The following is a 22,534-nucleotide window of genomic DNA, read 5'->3' as shown; positions in this document are numbered from 1 at the left end:
AACTTGCCCTCGACCGGTGCACTATAGGTGTCCGAAGGATGCGGCATATTTCGGACGCGGCCGCAGAGCCGGGCAGTGGGACTGGATCGGTCGCTGACGCGGCTTCGATCTTTCTGTTCTGTGACAACGTGCATCGCGCGAACCCGGGTTGGAACCGAACGTCAGCAAGGAGAACTGGGAGCCCGCTGAGCGAGCCAAGCGCACCCCTACCGTCGGTCGAGCAACCTGCGTTCGGGGGTGTCTTTGCGAGGCTCCCGGAGGCGCCGAACTCACCCTGCGCCGCGAGGGTGCAAACCGCAGATCACCGTCATGCTTCGGGGGCGACGTCTCACGTCAGGGCCATAGCCGCGCGCCTTTCCGTCGACCTGTTGGCCTTAGAGATCGCTAGCCCGGGGTCGAGCGGTCGGCAACGCCGGGGGCAGGTTTCTGGACGGCTGAGCCTTAAGCGCTGCGGTGCACCGCTCACAACAAACCCGCCCCCGGCGTGCTCCATTTCATTCCGCCCCGTGCCGGGTGCAGCCCGCTCTCATGCCCCCGGTCTTTTCCACGATCCGTCCAACGACGATCAACGGAAAGGATCACACCATGACACTCGAACAATCCATCGACCTCGCCGAACTGCAAGCCGACATGGCCTTCGATGCTTACCTCGCCGCCTTTGATGAAGACGCCCATCCCGAGACCCTCGACAGCCTCGAGACCGAGGCGCTGATCGCCCGCAGCCGCTATGATGACCTGCGCGTTCGGGGGCTGGGTCACTGACCCAGATACCCCTGCGGGTCTTCGGATCTGCAGGGGTCTGACGCCGTCTCTCAGAAGCTTCGTGACGCCCTTAGAGGGCGTGACCCGCGCCATCCCGCGCGGGCCGTTTTCGTGTTCCTGGCGCCCGATCCGTGACCGGCTCGAGCGTTTGGTTTGTCTGTCATCGCGTGCGTCTTGAACACAAGTTTCCGAAGCTTTTTCGACCTGGTTGTCCTGCATCGATGAGGGCGGGATCCGTTCCATGTCGCGCCGCGACGCGGGGTCTTGATGGCGTTCAATGCTAGCAGAAATACACATCATGCAAAACGTAATATTGCGCAATGTGATGTATTGAAGTATAAGCGAAGGAGAGAAGGAAGACGTTGGCAGGATATGACCAATGTTTGCACATTTTGTCCGAGGGGTCTGACCCGTGCCGAGGCCAGCGAAAAACCTGAAGCTTGAAGAGCGCATCGAAGTCGCGCGGCGCTTCGCGGCGGGCGAGAGTGCCAAGGATCTGGCGACGGCGTTCGGCATCTCTCCGCGCCACGTGAACCGGCTGGCGAAAGAGGAGGCGGGCGAGGGCATCGCGGTGCGCGATCCGAGCGAGACGGTGGCGTTCCGGGCAAGCCGATCCGAACTGGAGGCCTTCGATGCGGAGTGGCGCGAACGGGGTTTTGCCAACCGGTCGCAGGCGCTCAATGCGGTGCTGCGCGGACGGTGCGGTTTCCTTGATGTACCCCGCGATCTGGTCGCCGAATTCTGCGCCGCGTGGCGTCAGGCGAGGGACGTGAACGACGCCGGACTGGTGCTCGCCAAGGCGGTCCATCGCGGTCGGTTGGAGGTCTCGGAGGCGGACCGCGCGGTGCTGATCGAACTGCTCGATCTGGCGCAGTCCTTGAGCCGTGAGATGGGCCGGATGAAGGATGCGGCGCAGTCGCTGCGTGCTCAGGAGTGGCCGCAAAAGGAAGACGGGCAGGGGGCGGAGAGCGCGGTTCTGGAGGGCAGCCCGCGCGAGACCGTGACAGGTTTGAGGCTCGTCAGAAATGGCTGATCCGCTCGCCCTCTACGCCTCGGTCATGGGGCGGCTCTGGGAGGATGAACGCATCCGGGGTCAGGCCGCGGCGCGGATCGACGCGCGGCTGGCGGGGCGTCGGCAGGGGCGGAGTTTCGCGCGGGTGGGGTCGCTGTCGGCGCGAAACGCGCTGAAAGCGGCCTCGGGGCAGAGCCGGGCGGCGGTCTTCAAAAGGATCCGAGCCGGAGGCTGCAAGACGCGTGCTTCGCTCGGGGCGCAGATTTCCTACATCAACGACAAGGCGGTCTATACCTATTCGACGATGACCAATGCGCTGACCGATGCGGCGGTGCTTTCTGAGGAGCAGAAAGAGGACATCATCGAGGACTGGGCCGGGACCTGGCGCGGCTCGACCAAGCTCGGTTTCACCTCGCACATGTTGCTGTCCTTCCCGACCGACGTGACGGTCGACCAGGTCCGCGACATCGCGATGGACTGGACGGAGCATTTCTTCGAGAGCGGCGAATTCGGCGACCAATGGGACTACGTCCTCGCGGTCCATGACGACCGCGCGCACAAGCACGCCCACATCATCCTGAACAATCGCGGCGTCGATAAGGGCACCTGGTTCTCCTGCTGGGCCGAGGGTGTGATGTCGCCGCAGCTGATGCGCGAGAAGCAGGCTGAGATAGCGGAACGCTACGGCGTAATGCTCGACGCCACCACCCGGCTCGAGCGCGGCATCTTCGAGAAACCCGCCGGGATCGAGGAGATCTACCGCGCGAAGGAAGAGGCCCGCCTGCCGCGCGAGATTGTCATGACGGCCCAGGAATCCGCCATCGCTCAGGCGCAGGTGGTGGGCTTTGCCAAGGACTACAAGAACCTCGCCGACCTGCTGGACCGCATGGACCGGCACCACATGGCGCGTGCCGTGCGCGGCATGGCGGATGGGCTCGGCTCCGGCACACCGTGGAACTTCACCGAAGGAGAGATAGACATGAAGGACATCAAGACCGTCGGTGACGCGATCGACTATTCCGAGCGCACGATCGAGGCGCTGCGGCTCAAGGCCGAGGAACTGGACCCGGCCGAGCGCGCCGCTTTTGAAGCCAAGGCCGCGCCGATCATCGCGGATCTCTCGCAGATGGTGCCGGATCCGGAACTGCGGGCGCGGTTCGGTAAGCAGCTCGAAGAACCCTATCCGCCGGGGGCGGGCAGCGAGGTGCTGATCGCCGCGCTGCGGTCCGGCAATGACGAAGGGCTCCGTGACGTGCTCGAGCGCGCCGAGGAGGTGGGCATGGACAGCGAGGAGCTGGTGGCGCGCATCACGGCGGCCGGCACGCGGAACTACGGCATGGCACAGGACTGGGTCGAGCGGGACATGAACGCGGTGCTGGCGAAGGACGGTCTCAGCGTCGAGACGGCCAATGACGACCAGCTCGATGCCGCGCTCGAGAAGGTTGACGGGGTGATGGACGCGCTGATGGAAAGAGCGAAGGAGATGGGCGTCGAGATCGGCCGCACCCTCGCGGACGAGGAGGAGGCGACACTGCCCCTCATCGACGAGGACGACCGGAGGCCCAACCCCTACCTGCAGGACCTCGCCGACATGCTGCGGGACGGCAAGCTCACCGAGGAACAGGAGGAGACCGTCGAGCGGACCCTGCAGTCCGAGCTTTTCAAGGAACTGGGCGAGGAAGGCTTGGCCGAACTTCGGCGCGGCAACTACGAGGTGCTGGACGTGGCCCTGCCGAGCAAACTCGACCAGATCACCGTCACGCAGGAATTCCTGGAGATGACCTTTGAGGAGACGGGCGATCAGGCCTTCACCGACCGCGCCGCCGGGTTGCAGCAAGACAAGGCGACCGAGGTCGCGCGGCTGCGCGGCCAGCAAGAGGCGCAGGAAATGGGGCGTGATCTTGCCCGAAACAAAACGCTAGACCGCGGTCTCGACGACGAGATGGAATTCTGAGGGGGATGACCACCATGACCAAGACACTTCCCCTCTGGGCCGCGCTTCTTTTCGGTGTGATCTGCGGCGCCGTCATCGGCACCATCGTCGCCGCTTTCTACCTGACTCTCGCTTTGAAAACCGGGTTTCAGAGTTTCGACATGTTGGCGCTGTGGAAGGCCAGCGCCGGCACCCGCGCGGCGCACCCAGAGGCCTTCATGGTGGGGTTTGGCGCTGTCGGCTTCGGGGCGATCGGGCTCGGCGCCCTGGCGTTGGCCTGGACCTGGAAGAAGGAGCGGGACGACTACGGCTCAGCTCACTGGCAGACCAAGGCGGAGCTGAAGAAGAACGACATGTTGCAGGCGCCGGGCAAGGGCTTTGCCTGCGGCAAACTCGGTGCGCCGACCTCCAAGGCGGAGTTCATCTCCTCGACCACGATCCCGCATGTGATGATGGTGGCGCCGACCCGGGCCGGTAAGGGTGTGGGTTTCGTGATCCCGAACCTTCTGAGTTTCGCGGGATCGGTGGTGGTGCTCGATGTGAAGGGCGAGAACTTCGAGAAGACTGCACGGCTGCGGGCGCTCAACGGCGACGAGGTCTATCGCTTCAGCCCGTTTGATTGGGCCAATGCCACGCATCGCTACAACCCTCTCGCCCGGATCGCGAAGGCCCCGACATTCGCGCAGCGTTTCACCGAGGTCTCGATCCTTGCCGACCTCTTCCTCGACAAGGACAACAAGACGCTCGACACCTTCTCCGAGGCTGGCAAGTCGATCTTCGTCGCGGCCTGCCTGCTCGCAATACAGCGCGGCACGCCGAACCTTGGCGAGGTGAACAAGATCGTCGCCGGGGGCGAATACAAGAACGCGCAGTACAAGACCTATGCTGACGAGGCCGAGGAAGACATCCTGCGCGAGCTCTGGACCAATGCGGCCTCAGCCTCGTCGCGGCTTCTCACTTCGAACATCCAAGCCCTGATGACCGCCGGTCTCAAGCAATGGGACAACCCGGCGGTCCGCTCGGCCACCGAGGCGAGCGACTTCGATTTCTCGACCTTCCGCAGGACCCCGCAGTCGCTCTACATCGCTGTCTCCGAAGATCACATCGCAACCCTTGCCCCACTCCTGCGCCTGATGTTCGCCGACCTCATCGCCTCGATCCGCCTGAACGAGCCGGGCCCGGATGAGCCCTGGCCGGTCATGATGATGATCGACGAATTCCAGCAGATGGGGGCCATGCCCTATCTCGAGCGCGCGATCCATTCGCTGGCGAGTTACGGTGGCCGCGTCGCGATGATCGCGCAGTCGCTGGCCTCGCTTGACCGGATCTACGGGCCCGAGGGCCGCGAAAGCCTCGAGAACGGGGCAGGGCTCAAGCTCTATATCACGCCGCGCGATCAGCGCACGGTCAAGGAGGTCTCCGCCGCGGTCGGCAGCACCACCCGCGAGGCGGTGACCCGGATGTATGGCCGCAACAAGGGCTTCCTCGGCGCGACCTCGACATCAGCGCGGCTGGAAGAACGGCCGCTGCTTTCCGAGACCGAAGCGCGCCTCATGGATCCCGACGAGGTGATCATCCTCGCCTCGCCCCAGCACCCGATCAAGGCGAGCCGGATCAAGTATTACGACGATCCCTTTTTCAAGAACATGCTGGCCCGCCAGGAGGGCAAGCCCTTCCCCTATCCGCCGAGTGTGCAGGGTGTTGGTCCTTGGGGCGGCGATGGCGGTGATGAGGCCGGCGCAGACGAGCAGGAGAAACCAGCCGAACGCGCGCCTGTCCGGGACCGTTCACAGCGCCGCGAAGCGCGCGCGATGAGCGTGATGGCGATGGAGGCCGGGCGTGGGCAGCCTGAGCCCGAGACGCTCGAGCGGGAAGCGGCTGTGCCGAAGGAATGGGAGGCGGCGATCGACCGGCAGGAGGATTTCATCGAGGAGTTGTTGGGTGGGTGAGTGCCTTGTCGTTGCCAATGGATCATTGCGGTCATACCACTGCGTACCCTGTTGCTAATGAGGGGCCCGTCAACGGCGACGTGGTCAGCGAACATGGCGTCGAGTACAGCGGAGGTTCGGAAAGGCCTATAGATCCATTTTGCTCTCTGTCCTGTTGACAGGCGAGTCGATTGATCCCTTTGTAGTTGAAAGCTTGGCAAATCTCTTTGTTGCAGGAGGAAAAGGATGGCCGGGGGGCAAGTTGTTTTTGTTTCGCGTAATCGAGGTATGATCGTAGTTCAGCACAACGACGGCTTCGCGGTCGTTGAACTTCTGGGAAGTGAGGGCGAACTCCAGATTGGGGATGACGTAAAAGGCGATTGGGACGCGTTGGGCGGCGAACCTATTTTCAAGGACGATGATGAGCACGATGCATACTTCCAAGGAAATTGGGGATCTTCTGCTCTTGCTGTCGAAATTGCTCGCAGCGCGGGCGGTGGGTAGGCGGGTCGACAAATGCTGATTCGATGATAGGGCTTCCGACGAGCCGCCTTCCAGAGGGTCATAGTGCCGACCGAGAGTGAAGTACTTAGACGTTTTCATTGAGCCGGACGGCAGAGAATAAATTAAGGGAGAGCTGTTTGTGCCAAATTTTCACGATCCTATTCGACACCTGAAATATCTTCGTCAATCCCTATCTCAGGACAACGAGGCAATTGGCTTCTTTATTTCTGCTGGGTGCCCACTGTCAGTTCCAATGCCTGAGGAACAGTGGCCACTTATACCAGACGTGAAAAATTTGACCGTTGCGATTAATAGAGCGCTGAATGGCAATCAAAAGTATAACTTGTTGCTTGCTGAGCTGACGAAAGCGGGCAAGGATAAGGAGAATATTGAAGACATCTTGAGCTTCCTGCGGGGACTGTTGGCGGTTTCGATCGGCGGCGATGTTCGAGGGCTGTCCGAAGCTGATCTTGAAAGCCTTGAAAAGGCAATCTGCGTTGAGATTGTTGGCAAGCTTGATGTATCGCTGCCGGAGATCGAGACCCCCTATCACCGTTTGAGTAAATGGGTGCGATCAATCGATCGCAAGGTTCCGGTCGAAATTTTCACGACTAATTATGATCTACTTCTCGAACAAGCTCTCGATGACCTAGAGGTTCCCTACTTCGACGGGTTTGTAGGATCACGTAGATCGTTTTTTGATTTGCGCGCGGTTGAGGATGATTTGATACCCGTTCACTGGTCACGATTGTGGAAAATTCATGGCTCAATTAACTGGTATCAAACAACAAAATCTGGCGAAAGGAAAGTCTGCAGGTCTTCTCAGCCTGTGAAAGATGCTTCACATCTGATCTACCCTTCGCATCTAAAGTATGAAGAAAGCCGCAAGATGCCTTACTTGGCACTTATTGATCAATTGAACCGGTTCATACGTCGGAAATCGTCTTTCTTGGTGCTTAGTGGCTACTCATTCAACGACGGCCACCTAAATGATGCAATCGTCAATGCACTAAAATCCAACCCGACGGGAATGGTGCTTGCCCTTCAGTTTGGAACGTTTGAGCTGAGCAAAGACGAAGGAGTAGGATTGCGATATCCAAAAGCCTACGAACTTGCAGAGCGGCAACATAACCTCAATGTTTGGACATATGATCAAGCGATCATTGGTACAAATTTGGGGGAGTGGAAACTCACTAAGAATTCAGATGATGAAGATAAGGACATCAAGTCATTCGTTTATCCAGTTAAAATTGAAGGCGAGAGCGGCGCCTCAAGACCAAACGTCAAATTGGGGGATTTTGCCGAGTTCACGAACTTTCTGAAAAAGTTCATTGGCTCTGGAGTGGGTGACCAAGATGCTTAGTGACGATAGCTATCTTGGCGACGTCCAGGACGTCAGCGGCACCAATGTTAGCATTTCTATGTCTACCAAATCTTTGACTGGATTTGTGTACATCGATGGGCAGGGGTACAGAGCTGGGCAAATCGGCAGCTTTGTGCGTATTCCCATCGGTTTTGAAAACCTGTTTGGCATCATAAGTCAAGTTGGTGCCAGTGCGGTGCCGGAAGCGCGAGCCGAAGTCTCCGAAAACAACAGATGGATGACCGTTCAGTTGATTGGAGAAGGCCCTAGAAACGGATCGTTTCAGCGGGGGCTTTCTCAGTACCCAACGATTGGGGACAAAGTGCATTTGGTTTCTGAGAAGGAACTCAAGGATATCTACGGGCAACCTGACAAGCCCTATTTTGTGAAGCTTGGTCACATATCCAATGCAGAGTCGATTCCGGCGTTGGTCGACGTCAACAAGTTGGTAACTCGACACTCTGCTGTCGTAGGGACGACAGGGTCAGGAAAATCGACCACGGTTGCGAGCCTAATGAACGCACTTTCGGATAAGTCAAAGTATCCATCTGCTAGGATTGTAATGCTTGATCTGCACGGCGAGTATGGGCGAGCTCTACGTGACAGGGCAAATGTCTTCAAGATTCTAGGCAACCCAAGCGAAACAAAGGTCGATAGGCAACTTCTCATTCCGTTTTGGGCTTTGAACTTTGACGAACTATGTTTGGTAGCTTTTGGTGAATTCGGGAACGAGAAAGACAGAAACATCGTGATGGAAAGGGTGTTCAAGTATAAGCTTGATTCACTCGTGAAATGCCCTCGTAAAGGTGTAACCAAGGACACGCTAAGCGTCGACTCTCCCGTACCTTTCAGTCTTCATGATTTGTGGTACGAATTATATGTTGAAACATTTGCGACCTATTATCGTGGACGAAATGGCGATCCCAAAGACAATTTGGCTTATGAAGTTGGCTCCGATGGAAAAGAGTTGAAAGGAAATTCCCAGCTAGGACTTCCTCCCACATTTAAGAATATTGTTACCGACGCTGGAGCGGACAAGATAGGCTATTTGCCGGGAGCGCTTAGCTTGGGAAAGCAAGTTCTCCTCTTGGGAACGAAATTACGAATTCCGAGATACGACTTCATCTTCAGGCCCGAGAAGTTTCTTCCAAAATCTGATGGGGAGATTGCTTCTGATATCGACGAACTCTTGCGTGAATGGATGGGTACTGATCATCCTATCTCAATCCTGGATCTTTCAGGAGTTCCGGCTGATACACTTCAGACTACAATTGGTGTCCTGCTTCGGCTGCTCTACGAGGCGGTTTTTTGGGGGCGAGATCTGTCGCAAGGGGGGCGCCATAGACCGCTCCTATTGGTGATGGAGGAAGCTCATATTTATCTGAATGATCGCGAAAAAAATATGGCATCAGCTATCGTGCGGCGCATAGTGAAAGAAGGAAGAAAGTATGGCGTTGGCGCGATGATCGTAAGCCAGCGGCCGTCTGAGATCGATTCCACGATCCTTTCGCAATGTGGAACCTTTTTTGCGCTTCGTTTGACCAATGCGTCGGACCGGTCACACATTTCATCGGCAATGTCCGATAATCTCGACGGACTTACGGGAATGTTGCCAATTTTGCGAACCGGCGAAGCGATAATATTAGGTGAATCGGTAAAGCTGCCAATGCGAACAACTATTGAACCGCCACCCAAGAATCGGCGCCCCGACAGTCAAGACCCGATAGTTTATGATGAGATACCGCTTGAAGATACTGAGTATCCTGGGGGTTGGGGCATATCAAATGAAGTTGCACCGCGATACGATGAACTCGTAGAGGCATGGCGTGCGCAGAATCCGAAGATATCACGAATTAAAGAGGACGATTAAGAGATGGAAATGCATTTGGTCGACTCTTCAAATGTTTCAGCGATCGGTTACGATGAGGATTCCCAGACGCTTCAGGTTGAGTTCAATAGTGGGGCGACTTATCAATATTTTGATGTTCCTCAGCAGATATTCGAGGGGATGTTGGATGCTGGTTCTGTTGGGCAATATTTAAATCAGTATGTGAAAGGCGTTTTTCGCTATTCTCGAGTTTAGTAAAGGCCCGTTCCGAGGTGCTTTGAGGCCATAGTCCACCTTGCTATGTCATGCATCCATTTCTTCAATCCTTTCTAATTCGAGCCGAGCCTTATCCTGATTTAAACGCCACCGTCTGACAACATAAAACGCGAGCGCCTTGCGCGTTTCGATCAGCAAATGCGTCTTGTCGTCAAAGCCGTACTCCAGCCGGACGGCCTTCGCTTGTGCATCGGATAGATCTGAACGCGGGCGTATCCACAAGCGCACCAAGCTGTTCCAGTCCGTGTCAAATCGCAGAGGGGCAGGCCTCTCCCGCGTTTCCATCTGGGTTTGTTTCGCTATTCGTATTGGGAGATAATCGCGGTACGCTTCGTGATTATAGCTCCAGGCGCGGAGATAAATTGTCTCTCCGTCAAAATGAAACTGAACTGGACTGATCCACTGCGGGTCGGAGAGGCCGCTTGTCATCGAGGTGTGGGTGATCTGGATGTCTCGTTCGCCCTTCATCGCGCGGTAGAGCTGTGCGACGACGGTGGAATCCATCACGCGAGTGGGAAGCGGGATGCTCGCGCCAAGCGATGCCGCCTTGCCATCGAGCAATTCGAAAACCTGTTCCGGGCCCGTGTCAGTCAATGGGCGCTGGTCACCGGTCGAGAAATAGGCCTTCTCTGCGGCGTCGTAGACTGGCGGCGTATTCGTCAGAGAGAGATAGGTTCGAAAGTCAACGGCAGCCTGTGCCATCGAGATATTGAAGCGTTCCATCAAGTCGCGACGGTTCGCCTGACCTCTCCAGGTCAGACATTGGTCGAGGAACAAAATTCGCTCGCGTTGCGCGTGTTTGAGATCTTCTAGGCTCATGCACGAAGCAGTACTTGACTCAGCTCCCAAAGTCCATACATTTACTATACGTATAGAAAATGGATTGATCTTATGCGAATACTTCATACGGCAGATCTGCACCTGGGGCGGCAGTTCATGGGGTTGAGCCTCGAAGAGGATCATGAGGTCATCCTGGGTCAGATCCTTGAAACGCTTGTGGCCGATCGGGTCGATGTTCTTGTCATCGCCGGGGACGTTTTTGACCGTGCCTCGCCGCCCAATTCTTCGATCCGGCAGTTCAATCGCTTCCTCAAACGCGTGGCAGAGGAGACCGAAGCCGCTGTGGTTATGATCTCTGGAAACCACGATTCTGGCGACCGGATCGAGGCAATGTCTGTCTTTTCCACTGCGTCTCGTGTGCTGGTGCGCGGGATTGCCGATGCGGTGGAAGCGCCGCTGGTGTTGCGTGACGCGCATGGCGAGGTCGCCTTTTCCGCACTGCCTTTTTCCTATGAATACGCCGCACGCGAGGTGTTCGGGGATGAAAGCATTAATGCGCCGGCGGAGGTAGTTGCCGCCCAGATCGCCGCGGCGAGGGGGCAGGTGCCTGATGGGGCACGTTGGGTCGTCGTGGCCCATGCTTTCGTCGCGGGGGGTGCGGTCGGCGAGACCGAGCGCGCCCTGACGCGAGTCGGGGGCATCGAAACTGTTCCCTCCGATGTCTTCGATGGGGCGGACTATGTTGCACTGGGGCATTTGCACAAGCCGCAGGAAGTGGGCGCGAGCCATATTCGTTACTCCGGCGCACCGCTCGCTTTTGGGTTCGACGAGGCAGGAAACGAAAAATCCATGACTGTCGTCGATATGAAAGCTGAAGGGGTCGAGATCCGCATCGTACCTTTCCGACCGATCCGGCAGGTTCGCTCGCTTACCGGGGCATTCTCGGATCTTCTGGAAGGAACGCCGTCTGATGACTTCATCCAGGCTATCCTGACGGATGAAAACCCTCTGATCGATCCGATGAAGCGGTTACGCGCGACCTATCCCAATGCTTGCCATCTGGCCTATGCCCGGCAGGAGCGCGCGGCAGAGACCAAGGCGCTCGGCAGCGGGCGGGCTGCGGTCACGCCGATCGAGATGATTGGCGACTTCGTGAAGGTTGTGCGCGGCCGAGAACCAAACGCCACCGAAGTCGCGATCGTCGCGGAAAAGCTCCACGCAGTAGCCTCCGGGGAGGAGCAGACATGAGACCCATTCGCCTATCGCTTCAAGCCTTCGGGCCATTTGCGACAACCGAGGTAGTCGATTTCCGGTCCGCGCTGGAGACGGGTCTGTTTGGAATTTATGGTCAGACTGGCGCGGGAAAGTCGACGCTGTTTTCGGCGATGTCCTTCGCGCTATTCGGGGCGCCGACCAAGACTGATCAGGAACCACGTTCACTACGCTCGGATCACGCCGCGTCGGATCTACCTACCGAAGTCGCATTTGTCTTTGAGCTGGGCGCCAAGACCTACCTGATCCGTCGTCGTCCGGCGCAGGAACGTCCGAAGGCACGCGGTGAAGGGACAACTGAGGACGCGGCAGAAGCCTCGTTATTCGACGTCACCGGGATTCCGGTGGACACTCTTGGTCCGAGTCAGTCTGGCCGTGTCATTGCGGAAAAGAAGGTCTCGCTAGTTGGGCAGCAAGTCGAGGCGCTGCTTGGCTACGGGGCAGATCAGTTTCGACAGATCGTGCTCTTACCGCAAGGCAAGTTCGAGACGTTCCTGGCCGCAAAAACGGATGCGCGGGTCGAGATATTGCGGGATCTCTTCGACGTGAAGATCTATCGCGATCTCGCCGCACGGCTGAAAGAAGAAGCCTCAGAGGCAGAACGAGCGTTGCGCGACCAGCGCGCTCTCTACGTGGCTCGACTCGAGGAACGTGGTTTTGAGAGCGCGGAGGCGCTGGAACTCGGGATTGCCGCAGCCGCAGCCCAAGTCGAAGAAAAGCAGGGCGTTCAACGTGGTGCGGAGATGGCAAACGAAGCTGCGCGCAAAGCTCTGACCGAAGGCGAGCAAATCGAAAAGGCATTTTCTGCTGTCGATACGGCGCAGCGAGCTGTCGATGATCTAGAAAAGAAAACGGGCGAAGTCGAAGAACTAGCCAAGCGGATTGAGGCTGTCCGGAATGCCATGCAGGCCCGTGATCTTGAGAAGGCTTTGCGCGATGCGGAGCAGGATAGCCGGAATGCGGTGGAGGCTGTCACAAAGGTCGAGTCGGAACTAGACATCGCCAATGGCGCGAAGGAAGAGGCGGGAAAAAAACTTGTTGAGGCACAGTCGGGCGAGGACCGGCGGCAGGAAGTTCAGGCTGACCTGACAAGGTTGGAGGCGATCGAGAACCAGGTCGGTCAGGCATCGGCTCTTAGAAGCGCGTTTGACGATGCTGCGAAGGACGAAGCTTCAGCGAAGAAGGCTCTGACCGAGGCCATAGATGCCCGAGAGAAGCTCAAGTCTCAACGCGATGCGACCGATCTGGCGCTTGATCAAGCGCGAAAGACCGAAACGATGCGAGGCCAGCTGACCGGTGAGTTGGCCGAGGTCAACCGAGAAAGAGTCAAGGCAGCGACGCATGTTAAGGCGCAAGAGGCTGTCGCGGATGCTCAACGAAATGTTGAAGCGGCATCGAACGAACTGGCAACAAGAACCGACGCGGCGCAAGCCGCTGATGCGGCCTTGGTAAATGCCGAGGCACGGCTTTCGCGCACGCAAGCGATCATTTTGGCCGAAAAGTTGACCGAAAGAGCGCCCTGCCCTGTCTGTGGTTCCTATGATCATCCTACGCCTGCCCATGGTACGCCCGAACAATCTGGTTTGACCGAAGCGTTTCGGAGTGCGCAGGTTCAAGCGAGAACTGCCTCCGAAGCCAGAGTTCGGGCCGAAAGCGAACTCGGCAATTTTCGAATGCGGCTGGACGAAAAGAAGCGGGCGCTGGAGGAACAGGAACGTCCTGAGGCCACGTTGGCGGAACTCGAAGCTGAAATTGCACGGCTTGAAGGCGACGTCGCCGCGCTTGGAGAAGTGGTCGACTTGGACGCGATGGCGGAGAAGTTGGCCCAACTCAAGCTGAAACTGACTGAGGCTGAAGCTGCCGAGGCTACGGCGCGCACCGCTGCGGGAAAGGCCGAGACCGATCTTGCCGGCGCGCGCGCCAAGCTGGACACAGTGATCGAGGCCTTGCCGGAAGGTCTGCGCACGCCCGAGGCGGTTGTCGCTCGACGGGAGGCTTTACAGAGAGAGCAAAGGCAACTCTCTGAGGCGCTGGAAGTGGCGACGCAACAGGACCGAGCCGCCGGTGAAATGCTCACTCGTGCGCAAGAGCAGCTTGAAGCAGCAAAGCGGGCGCGCGACGCGCAGCAACAGCGCGTGAAAAAGGCGCAAGATGATTTTGGTGCTCGGCTTGCCGAGGTCGGGCTGGACAAAGCGGGATATGATGCTTTCAAGGCGCATTTCCCGACCCTCGATGCCGACCAGAAGACGGTATCCGATCATCGTGAGGGCCTGATCGCGGCTCGCACGACATTGCAGAACGCCACAGCCGCTTGCGCAGATCGTGAACGCCCGGATATTGCCCCGCTTCAGCTGGCGTTGGCAGACGCCACCCAGACCTTGAACGCGGCCAACGCTGCACTTGCCGCATCGCGAACGGATGTATTGTCATTGACCAAATTCAAGGAATCGCTTGCCGCGGCTCTGACCGAAACCGAGCGGCTAGAAACTGAGACCGGTCCGCTCCGGGGGCTGGCTGATCTGGCTAACGGCAAGAACGATTTCAAGATGACACTCGAGACCTTCGCGATCGGAGCAATGTTCGACCAGGTTCTCGAGGCGGCGAATATGAGGCTCGACCCAATGACACGTGGTCGCTACCGGCTAACGCGCGGGCTCGAGGCATCTGGCGGTCGCGGCAAGCGTGGGCTGGAAATCGAGGTCTTCGACATCAACACCGGCAAGGCGCGCCCGACAGCCACGCTGTCAGGCGGCGAGACTTTTATCGCGGCGCTGGCCCTCGCGCTTGGGCTCGCTGATGTGGTCGAGAGCCTTTCGGGCAAGATCCGGATGGACACAATCTTTATCGACGAAGGCTTCGGAAGCCTCGACACCGAGAATGGGGCGGGCACGCTGGATCAAGTGATCCAAGTTCTTGCTGCGCTGACAGAGGGGAGTCGTGCCGTGGGCCTGATATCCCATGTGGGGCTGGTGCAGGAGGCTATTCCACAAGGCTTCTACGTGCGTTCAACCCCAAGCGGCAGCCGGGTCGAGGAAAGGAGGGGGCTGGGATGACGGAACGTTGGTATTACCGGAAGGCACACACCCGCCGTCTGTCGTCGGGGCGCACGGTATCCGTTCGTGGCGGTTGGGCAGTTCGAGGCGATTGTGAAAGCAAGAAGGGCGCATCCTTCAGGCGGACTTGTCCAATATGCGGGGCGCTGATCGTAAGCGTGGGCATGCCCAGAGGAGGGTGGGTCCATTTTGAGGGCGGCAAAGGCCTGACACGTATTAAACATCCGTGCCTGCATCTTGGTGAAGGCCTGAGCAGGCGGCGCGACGAAGACACGTCAGACCTTTTTGAGGCGAGGCTACCATTTTGAAATGTCACTGATGAAGCTTGCGAAAAGTTGGCTCCAATCCCACAGCTGGTATCTAGAAGCAAACCAAACACCACATGGAGGATAATATGGCGGTAAATCGTAAAGGAACTTCGACCAAGGTTGCCTCGCTTGCAGCAGACACCCTTTTCAAACCTGGCTCTTCACAGATCGCCCGCAAGCTTGCTGGTTCGGCGTTGTCTCAGTCAAAGACCAGTCGGCAAACCGGAGCGGAAATGGAGGACCTCGCGTCAAAGGTACTTCGCAGCGATCGCTATTCTGAAAAGACAAAGACACTTGCCGCTTCGGTGTTGTCCCAGTCGAACAAGAAGCGCTGACTGTAGACAGTATATCAGTGGTTTCGGGCGCAAGCGTTACAGGCCGTGTCTCGCGTAGGTAGCGCTTTGGGTAAATCATGAACAAACATTAAACATTTGAGTTGAGCAGATGCGGGCATTCATTTCTTATTCTCATAACGACAAGGCCGCGCTTGATCGGCTGCACGTCCACCTCAAGAACCTTACAAGGGAAGGGCGTATTGAGACCTGGTATGATCGAAACATCTTGGCTGGTGGCGAACTGGACGCTGAAATTGAACGGGAACTGGAGGCTTCCGACCTGTTCCTGCTCCTGGTGAGCCCCGACTTCATCGCATCCGACTACTGTGTCGAGCGCGAAATGAGACGCGCGCTTGAACGCCACGCCGCAGGGACCGCCCGTGTAGTGCCGATCATCGTGGAGGAATGCGATTGGAAAGCGATGAGGGAGTTGCGCCAATTGAAGGCCGTGCCGACGGACGGCAAGGCGATCAGCGCATGGGCCAATCCAAACACCGCTTACCTAAATGTCGTGCAGGAGCTTCGACGCATCATTGAAGCTGAAGCCCTACCTGCAGCTGCGGCGAAGGTAGCCGATGAGCCGTCGGCCACACGCCCTCCGATGGCACGCTACCGAGCAAAGCGGCAGTTCGACCAAATCGACAAGGGTGATTTCCGCGATGCTGCCTTCGCCACCTTCAAGGATTACTTCCGACGAGCGATCATCGAAATCGACTCAATCGATGGATTTCGCGGACGCTTCGTTGACAGAAGCGCGACCTCTTTTGGGGCAACGGTTGTCAACAGCGGACATCGAAATGGTACGGCCCACATCTCAGTGCACTGCCGTAGCTCGCAGGTCGCTCTTGGCGATATTTACTACTCGTTCAACGAAAACGCCGGTGACAACACAGCAAACGGCGGTTTCAAAATTTCGGCCGATGATTACGAGCAATTCCTGATTCAAACCATGAACGTCTTCGGTAAAGGTGACGAACGGCTGACTCCAGAGCGAGCAGCTGAGGTGCTCTGGAATGAGTTCATTGGCAACGCAGGTATCAGCTATGACTGAGCGTATTCAGTTCCGCTGCAACAATTGTGGGCACCGCTTCGAAGTCGAAGTGGTCGATGAGTACGAACGTCGCGAGGCTCGCCGTGAAAAGCGGCCGACCAGCGCGGTGCATTGTCCGGAATGCTATCGAACCGATATCCGGAGGGGTTGGGAATGAACGCTCGTGAGGGAGACCACACATGCGAAGCACTTTGAACGCAAAATCAGCCGCTCTAGCCGAGGAGCCGAAAGGTACGCTGTTTCTCCTCAAGAGGTACGGCCATCAGCCGATCTATGGCATTAAGCTTTCCGAACCATTGGATCAGCCCAACGACAAACCGACGGTTCTGCTATTGAACCCTGACTTCGGGCGTGAAGGCGAAGCCAATTGGCATCGGATATTCCAATGGGAAGCGGACGAGTGGTGTATCTCCTTTGGAACCGACTGGATATTACAGCCTGATTTCGCGGCTTCTTCGCTGTCTGAGATGAACGATCCGCAGCAAGAGGCATGCCTGACGATCGGGCCCCAGGGCATTCACTTCCGTGCGGCACCTGGCGACGGATTCCGGGTCTCCTATCGCCACTTCATCCATGTTGACACCCTAGATCCGGTGAAGGATCTCGGAAATGCCGCCTTCCACCTCAACTCGTACCGAATCTTCTTGAACCGAGAGGATTGGGACAATGGGCACCCCCCGATCTTTCAGCACGGCGTCTAGGCGACAGCCACCTCTCCTTCGAAGCCAGGAACAGATACTTGCTATGTCATAGGGTGATCGTTGCGCCATATGTGTCCGAACGTTTCACCGATATCACTGCACTCAAGACGTCGCTAATCTGCTTTCAATCCGTCAACGTTCAATGGCTTCGTCCACCCGGCAAATAGAACTCCGTAATCCCCCGCTTCCCCTCGGCCCGCCCAAGCTGCACGATCACATCGATAGATTTCCGGATGTATTCGCGCACTTCGGCGAAGGTCAGCGGTGTGCCGGCCTGCAGCACCATGATCGCCAGCCGGTCGATGGCGAGTTCTGCGGTTTCCGCGTGGATGGTGGAGACAGACCCGCCATGACCGGTGTTGATCGCTTCGAGATATGTCAGGGCCTCGGCGCCGCGCAGCTCGCCGACGATGATCCGGTCGGGGCGCATACGGAGAGAGGCCTGGAGAAGGGCGTTGGCGCTGCGTTGCGAGCCGGCACCGCGGTCGGCCAAGAGGGCGACGGTATTCGGCTGGCCGGGGAAAAGCTCAAAGGCGTCTTCGATGGTAATCAGCCGCTCGTGCTCGCTCACATGCGTCAGAAGGTGGCGGGCGAAGGTGGTCTTGCCGGTTGAGGTGCCGCCGCTGATCAGGACGTTGAGCCGGGCCTCGACCAGAGTCCGCAGCGCCGCCTCGAGGTTCTCCTCGGCGAGACTGGCAATGTTCTTCATCTTCTCGGCGCGGAGCGCGTCGAGCGAGACGGCCTTGCCGAAGAGATAGGCGGGGGCGTAATCCCGGACGCTGCCCGAGGCGAAGAGACGGATCGTGATCGAGGCGCCGCGATCGATGGCGGGCGGCACAGCGACCTGGACCCGGAGTGGCCGGCCCGCATATTCTACCTTGCCGGAGACGAGGGGGTTCTTTTCAGAGACGCGGGCCTTGGCGTCGCCGACGATGGTCTGGGCCATGTTGAGGGCGGTGGTGCGATCCACGGTCTGGCCTTCGTGGCGCATTGTGGCGTCACCCGCGACCTCGAGCCAAACCTTGCCGTCCGGGTTGATCGCTATTTCGACCACGTCGTCACGCCGCAGAAGGTCGCGGAACGGGTCGAGATAGCGTTCGAGGTACGAGGCTGGCGACGCCTGATCCATCAGTAAATCACCACGTCTCTATCTACGAGCACGGTGACCGAGGCCCCCTGATCGACATAGATCGTCGGCGCAATCGAGACCTGATCGGCAATGACGGACCCGACCGCGTCCTGAAGATCGCTGCCGACATCGCCCAGAACGATGCTGGTGGTTTCATTGTTGGCACTTTCCGCCGCGACGGCCGGTGCTGCCCCGATCACGGAAATCAGCGCCGCCCCGCCGAAGCGCTCGGCGAACTTGGTGTCGACGAGGCCGGTCAGGCCCGAGCGGCCGAGTTGGTCCCCGCCGACGGCGGCAATTTCCATCGAGGTGCCGTCCGGGGTCAGAACGCGGGTCCAGACGATCAATATGCGCTTCTGGTGCATGTCGATCCCTGAGCGGTACTGGCCAAAAAGGCGGGAGCCGCGGGGGATCAGGATCTGGTCCCCGGAAAAGGCCGGGACTGGCTCTGAGACGACCGCCACGACAGACCCGGGCAAGTCGCTGTTGATGGCGGTCTGGAGCGCCGCCTGGATGACCGAGCCTTGGGTCAGCGTGCGCTCGGGGTGGGTGAGGCGGGCGGCCTCCTGCACCTCGAGCGGGCGGGCTGTCTGCAGGAACCGCTCATTGGCAGAGAGCTCCGGCCCCCCGGCGCCAGCAGCAGCGGCAGGTTCGGCCACCGCCGCGCCACTTTGGCCGCCACGCGGACCATCGGCATAGACCACGGCGGGGGATTTGATCTGCGCGGTCAGAAGCTCCTCGGCGACCCGTTCGGCCTCGCGCTGGCGCTGTTCCTCTTCCTGCCGGCGGCGTTCTTCGAGTAGGCGCTGATCGGCGATCAGCCCCTCGCGATCGAGCTCAGCCTCGAGCCCCTCGCGCTGCGCCCGTTCGGCATCGAGCATCGCCTGCAGCCCCTCGATGCGGGTCTCGGTCTGGCGCCGCAGGTTGGCAAGCTCGGCCTCTTTCTCCGCGATAAGTGCTTCCAGTGCTGTCTTCTGCTCGTCGAAGGCCTCGCGCAGATCCGCGACGGCGGACTGGATTTCCGAATTCCGCGCGGCCTGGCTGGCGGCGAGGGCCTCGCGCAGCTTGGCGATTTCGGCCAGCACCTCGGCGCTTGCCTCCGGGGCAGGGGCGGCGGGTACGTCGAGCGCTTCCTCGACGGCGATCAGCGCGTCATTGACCCGTTGCTCGGTCTCGTCAGGCGGGAACTCCAGCCGTCCGCCGGTGCCGGGGCGTCGGTCCTGGAAGGTCTCGACATCAGAGGTCTCGAGCGCACTGTCGCCTTCCTGCAGACCTGTCGCCAGGAAATACGCGACCCCGGCACCGCCAAGGGCGAGGGCGGCAGCGAGCGCGCCAACCCCGAGGCTGTTGCCCCGGCGTTTGGATTTGCCGCGTTGGCTGAACTGATCGAGGCGGTCCTGCAGATCGGGAGGGGTTTGATCGGCCATGGTCAGTTGCTCACATAGATGGCGCTCTCGTCGCGCATCGCACAGATCGCCTCGTCGCCGATGCGCAGCGTCCAATAGGTGTTCACCCCGAGCACCCGGACGGTATTTCCTTGTTGGGTCCAGTTCACGGTGCGCTCGCGGCCCTGGTCGTCGGCCTTGAAGAGGGCGGGCTGACGGCCGTTTTCCGGGAAGACGAAGTAGGTATAGCGCCCGTCGTCGTAGATATGGCTGGGGCGGAAGTCGCCCTCGCCCGAGACGCGGTAGTTGTAGTTGCGTGGCGCCTCGAACCCCTTGGGCTGGGAGGCCCCCGTGGCACGGCGTTCTTCGTCGGGGTAACGGAAGCGGACCTCGAAGAACATGCCTGTCCGGTTCGGGATCGAACCCTCGCGCAAATGGAAAGAATAGGTGCGGCGGTTGGTGATGACCGTCATGTTGGTCGAGGCATTGGCCACATGCGGTTTGATGGTCAGCACATTGCCAAGCTCGGGGATCGGATCGACCTGGAAGCTTTCGGTGTCGCCGACGATCACTGCTTCAAACTGCTCGCCCGCCCCGAAATGGATCGTCGTCGAATGCCTCAGATCCGTTTCGATCCGGTAGACCTGGTTTTCATTATAGACGGCGGTGCGGATGCGAATATCGAGCGGGCCGCCTTGCGGCGTGGCCTCGGCGAAGGCGGCAACAGGCATGGCAAGCGCCAGGAGCAGCGCGGGCAGGGATTTCATGGGGGTCAGTTCTCCAGGGTCTCGGCGTCGACGCGGTAAGAGGTCACCACGAAGCCCAAGGGGTTGGCCCAGACGTCCTGAAGGCGCTGGCGGGTTACGGGTTGGAAGTCGTAGCCGACTGTGGCGGCGTAGGACCGGGTGACGGTGCGCGTGTCGCGCGGCCGGCGCAGCGTGCGGGTGAAGCGGACCTGAGCCACGCCGCGCTCGATCTGGTTCACCGACTTGATCACCACCTCGATCTTGGCGTCGCGGCCATAGACGGTGATCGGGTAGTCCTCGTTGTTGGAGGACCAGAGATCGCGCAGCGTGCGGGCGGCATCGCCATCCGAGCGGTCGAGGACCGAATTGATGCGCTGCTCGCCATCGGTCAGGTCATAGGTCTCTCGGTCATCCACATAGGCCACGAGATTGGCCTGGATGATGGCGTCACTTTCCGAGAGCGTCAGCGCCTGGACGGCGGCAACCCGGTCCATCTCGCCGGTTTCCTTGTCGACCACGACGACGAAGGTCTCGGTCGATTTGAGCGGAAAGAGGCTCGCGCCCGCAACCATGCCTGCCACGCCGACCAGCACGCCTGCCGCCGCAACGAACCAGGCAAAGCGCTCGCGCCGTCTTGGCCCGTAGATGAAATCCGCTTCAAACGCGTCGCGGTCAGGCGCGGGGGAACTAGGTACCGTCTTCTTCAAAGTCGTCGTCTTTCACATCAGGGTTTGCGGAAGGCCTTGGCGGCGGAGAGAAGCGCGCCGGGGCTTTGCCGGATCATCTCACCGGTCTTCACCACGCCTGCATTGGCCATCTGGTTCAGCTCGTGCGGTGATTTTCCGGTGACGAGGCGCGAAGTGGTGCCGGTGCCATACTGGCGCGTGTTCACAAAACCCTGACGCGCGAGGCCAGTCAGGCCCACGGCATTGGATGCAATGCCGACAACGCCGGTGAGGTTGGAGGCGATGTAGGGGACCGAGGCCATGATCCCGGCGCTGAGGATGAGGATCACGAGGAAGGGCAGGATGAGGCTGACGGTCTCGACATCGCCGGGATCGGCGGAAGCATCCCCGATGGCCTCGGCGATGGCGACGATGATGCCCGCTGCGCCTGCGGCGGCGACGGGCATGAGCGCATAGCCGATGGTGGCGCGGGTCCAGGCCTCGAAGAGGGACTGGGTCGGCTTGAACAGCGAGGTTACGATCATGAAGGGGGCGATCACGATCATCAGCGCGAAGACAATGCGGGCGAAGGCGATGATCCCCGCGGTGACGGCGGCGAAAACGGCGGAAAGGACGAAGAAGATGGCACCCAGAACCGCCCCGAAGACCCAGCCCGCGCGGTCGCCGATCGTATCGCCATAGGCTGTGATGCGGGCCACCATATTGTCGAGGCTCTCATAGACCCCGGCCTCATCGCCCGAGCCGGTAAGCGCGAGGATCGAGGCACCGATGGAGTCAGGCACTTGTGTGACCACGCCATAGATGACGCTGAAATTATCCCAGCTCTGCGCGAATATGCCCACGAGCGTCACCTTCATCCCGAAGGCAAAGCCGGTGCCGAAGGGCAGGGGACGGAGCTGCATGACCGCGTTGATGCCCAGAAGGACAAGGAGCAGGGTCGCGCCCGCCGAGATGACATTACCGACGGAGGCCGCCGAAGAAACAAAGCCGTCCTGCGCCACGGTGTTCACTGCGGCGTCGACCTGGCTCAGAATGTCGCGAATAACGCCCATCTATTCCGCACAGGCCTCCACGACTTGCGCCTCGAGCGCGTCGGCTTGCGCGTAGAGATCGAGCACCTTGAACGGCAGGCGTGGGTTGTCCGAGGTCTGGAACCGGGGCAGGGCATCAAGTGCCTGATCCCAGGTGAGGTCGTCCAGCAGGCAGGTGCAGGTTTCCGAGGCGAGCGCTTCTTCGGCGATCAGGATGCGCAGAATCGCCCGGTAGCCGTTGCGCAGGTAAGCCGTTTCGGCCAGATCGGCGGGCGGCTTCGGAACCCGGCATGCGTCCTTTTCGTCCCGCGCGATGGCCATCGAGTTGAAGGGCGTGTCGCCGGAAGGGTTCGTGCTCGGGGTCTGGGCCAGCGCGACATAGGGCAGGGGAGCCAGAACAAGGGCTGCGAGACAAAGAGACCGAACTGGAGCCAAGCTGCGGGCCATGGAT

20 protein-coding genes are annotated in these 22,534 nt (G+C 59.4%); 13 read left to right on the top strand and 7 right to left on the bottom strand.

The window, feature by feature from the left end:
* Positions 1–585 precede the first annotated feature (585 nt).
* The 8 genes from BHD06_RS23820 (at position 586) to BHD06_RS17650 (ending at position 9,585) form a co-directional block, all read left to right on the top strand.
* Positions 586–762: a hypothetical protein gene (locus BHD06_RS23820; RefSeq protein WP_254892465.1), complete on the top strand. Its 177-nt coding sequence runs from the start codon at positions 586–588 to the stop codon at positions 760–762.
* Between the two features lie 412 nt (positions 763–1,174).
* On the top strand, positions 1,175–1,795 hold the full coding sequence (locus BHD06_RS17680) for a helix-turn-helix domain-containing protein (RefSeq protein ID WP_080458304.1): 621 nt from the start codon (positions 1,175–1,177) through the stop codon (positions 1,793–1,795).
* Positions 1,788–3,728, top strand: coding sequence for a relaxase/mobilization nuclease domain-containing protein (locus BHD06_RS17675; RefSeq protein WP_080458303.1), 1,941 nt, complete (start codon positions 1,788–1,790; stop codon positions 3,726–3,728). Before BHD06_RS17680 ends, BHD06_RS17675 begins: the two co-directional genes overlap by 8 nt.
* A 14-nt stretch (positions 3,729–3,742) precedes the next feature.
* Positions 3,743–5,656: a type IV secretory system conjugative DNA transfer family protein gene (locus BHD06_RS17670; RefSeq protein ID WP_080458342.1), complete on the top strand. Its 1,914-nt coding sequence runs from the start codon at positions 3,743–3,745 to the stop codon at positions 5,654–5,656.
* Between the two features lie 225 nt (positions 5,657–5,881).
* On the top strand, positions 5,882–6,139 hold the full coding sequence (locus BHD06_RS17665) for a hypothetical protein (protein WP_217805689.1): 258 nt from the start codon (positions 5,882–5,884) through the stop codon (positions 6,137–6,139).
* Positions 6,140–6,278: 139 nt separating this feature from the next.
* On the top strand, positions 6,279–7,502 hold the full coding sequence (locus BHD06_RS17660) for an SIR2 family protein (RefSeq protein WP_080458302.1): 1,224 nt from the start codon (positions 6,279–6,281) through the stop codon (positions 7,500–7,502).
* The gene (locus BHD06_RS17655) at positions 7,495–9,372 is read left to right on the top strand and encodes an ATP-binding protein (RefSeq protein WP_080458301.1); all 1,878 of its coding nucleotides are present in this window, start codon (positions 7,495–7,497) and stop codon (positions 9,370–9,372) included. Before BHD06_RS17660 ends, BHD06_RS17655 begins: the two co-directional genes overlap by 8 nt.
* A 9-nt stretch (positions 9,373–9,381) precedes the next feature.
* Entirely contained in the window at positions 9,382–9,585 is a 204-nt protein-coding gene (locus BHD06_RS17650; protein WP_217805688.1) for a KTSC domain-containing protein, read from the top strand.
* A gap of 48 nt (positions 9,586–9,633) precedes the next feature.
* Here BHD06_RS17650 and BHD06_RS17645 read toward each other — a convergent pair whose 3' ends face one another.
* Positions 9,634–10,569, bottom strand: coding sequence for a hypothetical protein (locus BHD06_RS17645; RefSeq protein ID WP_176214392.1), 936 nt, complete (start codon positions 10,567–10,569; stop codon positions 9,634–9,636).
* Here BHD06_RS17645 and BHD06_RS17640 point away from each other — a divergent pair.
* The 5 genes from BHD06_RS17640 to BHD06_RS17620 all read left to right on the top strand — a co-directional run bounded on the left by BHD06_RS17640 (position 10,543) and on the right by BHD06_RS17620 (position 17,106).
* Positions 10,543–11,634 carry an exonuclease SbcCD subunit D gene (locus tag BHD06_RS17640; protein ID WP_254892464.1) on the top strand — a complete coding sequence of 364 codons (1,092 nt, stop codon included), beginning with the start codon at positions 10,543–10,545 and terminating at the stop codon, positions 11,632–11,634. The two genes, BHD06_RS17645 and BHD06_RS17640, sit on opposite strands and share 27 nt — an antisense overlap.
* Positions 11,631–14,711 carry an AAA family ATPase gene (locus BHD06_RS17635; RefSeq protein WP_080458297.1) on the top strand — a complete coding sequence of 1,027 codons (3,081 nt, stop codon included), beginning with the start codon at positions 11,631–11,633 and terminating at the stop codon, positions 14,709–14,711. The genes BHD06_RS17640 and BHD06_RS17635 overlap by 4 nt, the downstream gene beginning before the upstream one ends.
* 394 nt (positions 14,712–15,105) lie before the next feature.
* Positions 15,106–15,354, top strand: coding sequence for a hypothetical protein (locus BHD06_RS17630; RefSeq protein ID WP_080458340.1), 249 nt, complete (start codon positions 15,106–15,108; stop codon positions 15,352–15,354).
* A 109-nt stretch (positions 15,355–15,463) separates the two neighbouring features.
* Positions 15,464–16,405: a toll/interleukin-1 receptor domain-containing protein gene (locus BHD06_RS17625; RefSeq protein WP_080458296.1), complete on the top strand. Its 942-nt coding sequence runs from the start codon at positions 15,464–15,466 to the stop codon at positions 16,403–16,405.
* Between the two features lie 179 nt (positions 16,406–16,584).
* Positions 16,585–17,106: a hypothetical protein gene (locus BHD06_RS17620; RefSeq protein ID WP_080458295.1), complete on the top strand. Its 522-nt coding sequence runs from the start codon at positions 16,585–16,587 to the stop codon at positions 17,104–17,106.
* Between the two features lie 139 nt (positions 17,107–17,245).
* Here the strand turns inward: BHD06_RS17620 and virB11 are convergent, their stop codons facing one another.
* Genes virB11 through BHD06_RS17590 form a run of 6 tightly spaced genes read right to left on the bottom strand, consistent with a single transcriptional unit; the run spans position 17,246 to position 22,530 of the window.
* The gene (virB11, locus tag BHD06_RS17615; RefSeq protein WP_080458294.1) at positions 17,246–18,235 is read right to left on the bottom strand and encodes a P-type DNA transfer ATPase VirB11; all 990 of its coding nucleotides are present in this window, start codon (positions 18,233–18,235) and stop codon (positions 17,246–17,248) included.
* Positions 18,235–19,662, bottom strand: a complete 1,428-nt coding sequence (locus BHD06_RS17610; RefSeq protein ID WP_080458293.1) for a TrbI/VirB10 family protein — start codon at positions 19,660–19,662, stop codon at positions 18,235–18,237. Before BHD06_RS17610 ends, virB11 begins: the two co-directional genes overlap by 1 nt.
* A gap of 2 nt (positions 19,663–19,664) precedes the next feature.
* Positions 19,665–20,387: a TrbG/VirB9 family P-type conjugative transfer protein gene (locus tag BHD06_RS17605; protein ID WP_080458292.1), complete on the bottom strand. Its 723-nt coding sequence runs from the start codon at positions 20,385–20,387 to the stop codon at positions 19,665–19,667.
* Positions 20,388–20,392: 5 nt separating this feature from the next.
* On the bottom strand, positions 20,393–21,073 hold the full coding sequence (locus tag BHD06_RS17600) for a virB8 family protein (protein WP_080458291.1): 681 nt from the start codon (positions 21,071–21,073) through the stop codon (positions 20,393–20,395).
* Between the two features lie 17 nt (positions 21,074–21,090).
* Positions 21,091–22,104, bottom strand: coding sequence for a type IV secretion system protein (locus BHD06_RS17595; RefSeq protein WP_080458290.1), 1,014 nt, complete (start codon positions 22,102–22,104; stop codon positions 21,091–21,093).
* The gene (locus BHD06_RS17590; protein WP_080458289.1) at positions 22,105–22,530 is read right to left on the bottom strand and encodes a hypothetical protein; all 426 of its coding nucleotides are present in this window, start codon (positions 22,528–22,530) and stop codon (positions 22,105–22,107) included.
* Positions 22,531–22,534 lie beyond the last annotated feature (4 nt).

Origin of the sequence: Roseovarius sp. A-2 (assembly GCF_002072155.1) — a bacterium.
Classification (GTDB): Bacteria; Pseudomonadota; Alphaproteobacteria; order Rhodobacterales; family Rhodobacteraceae; genus Roseovarius.
This window is presented reverse-complemented; position numbering and strand designations above follow the sequence as displayed.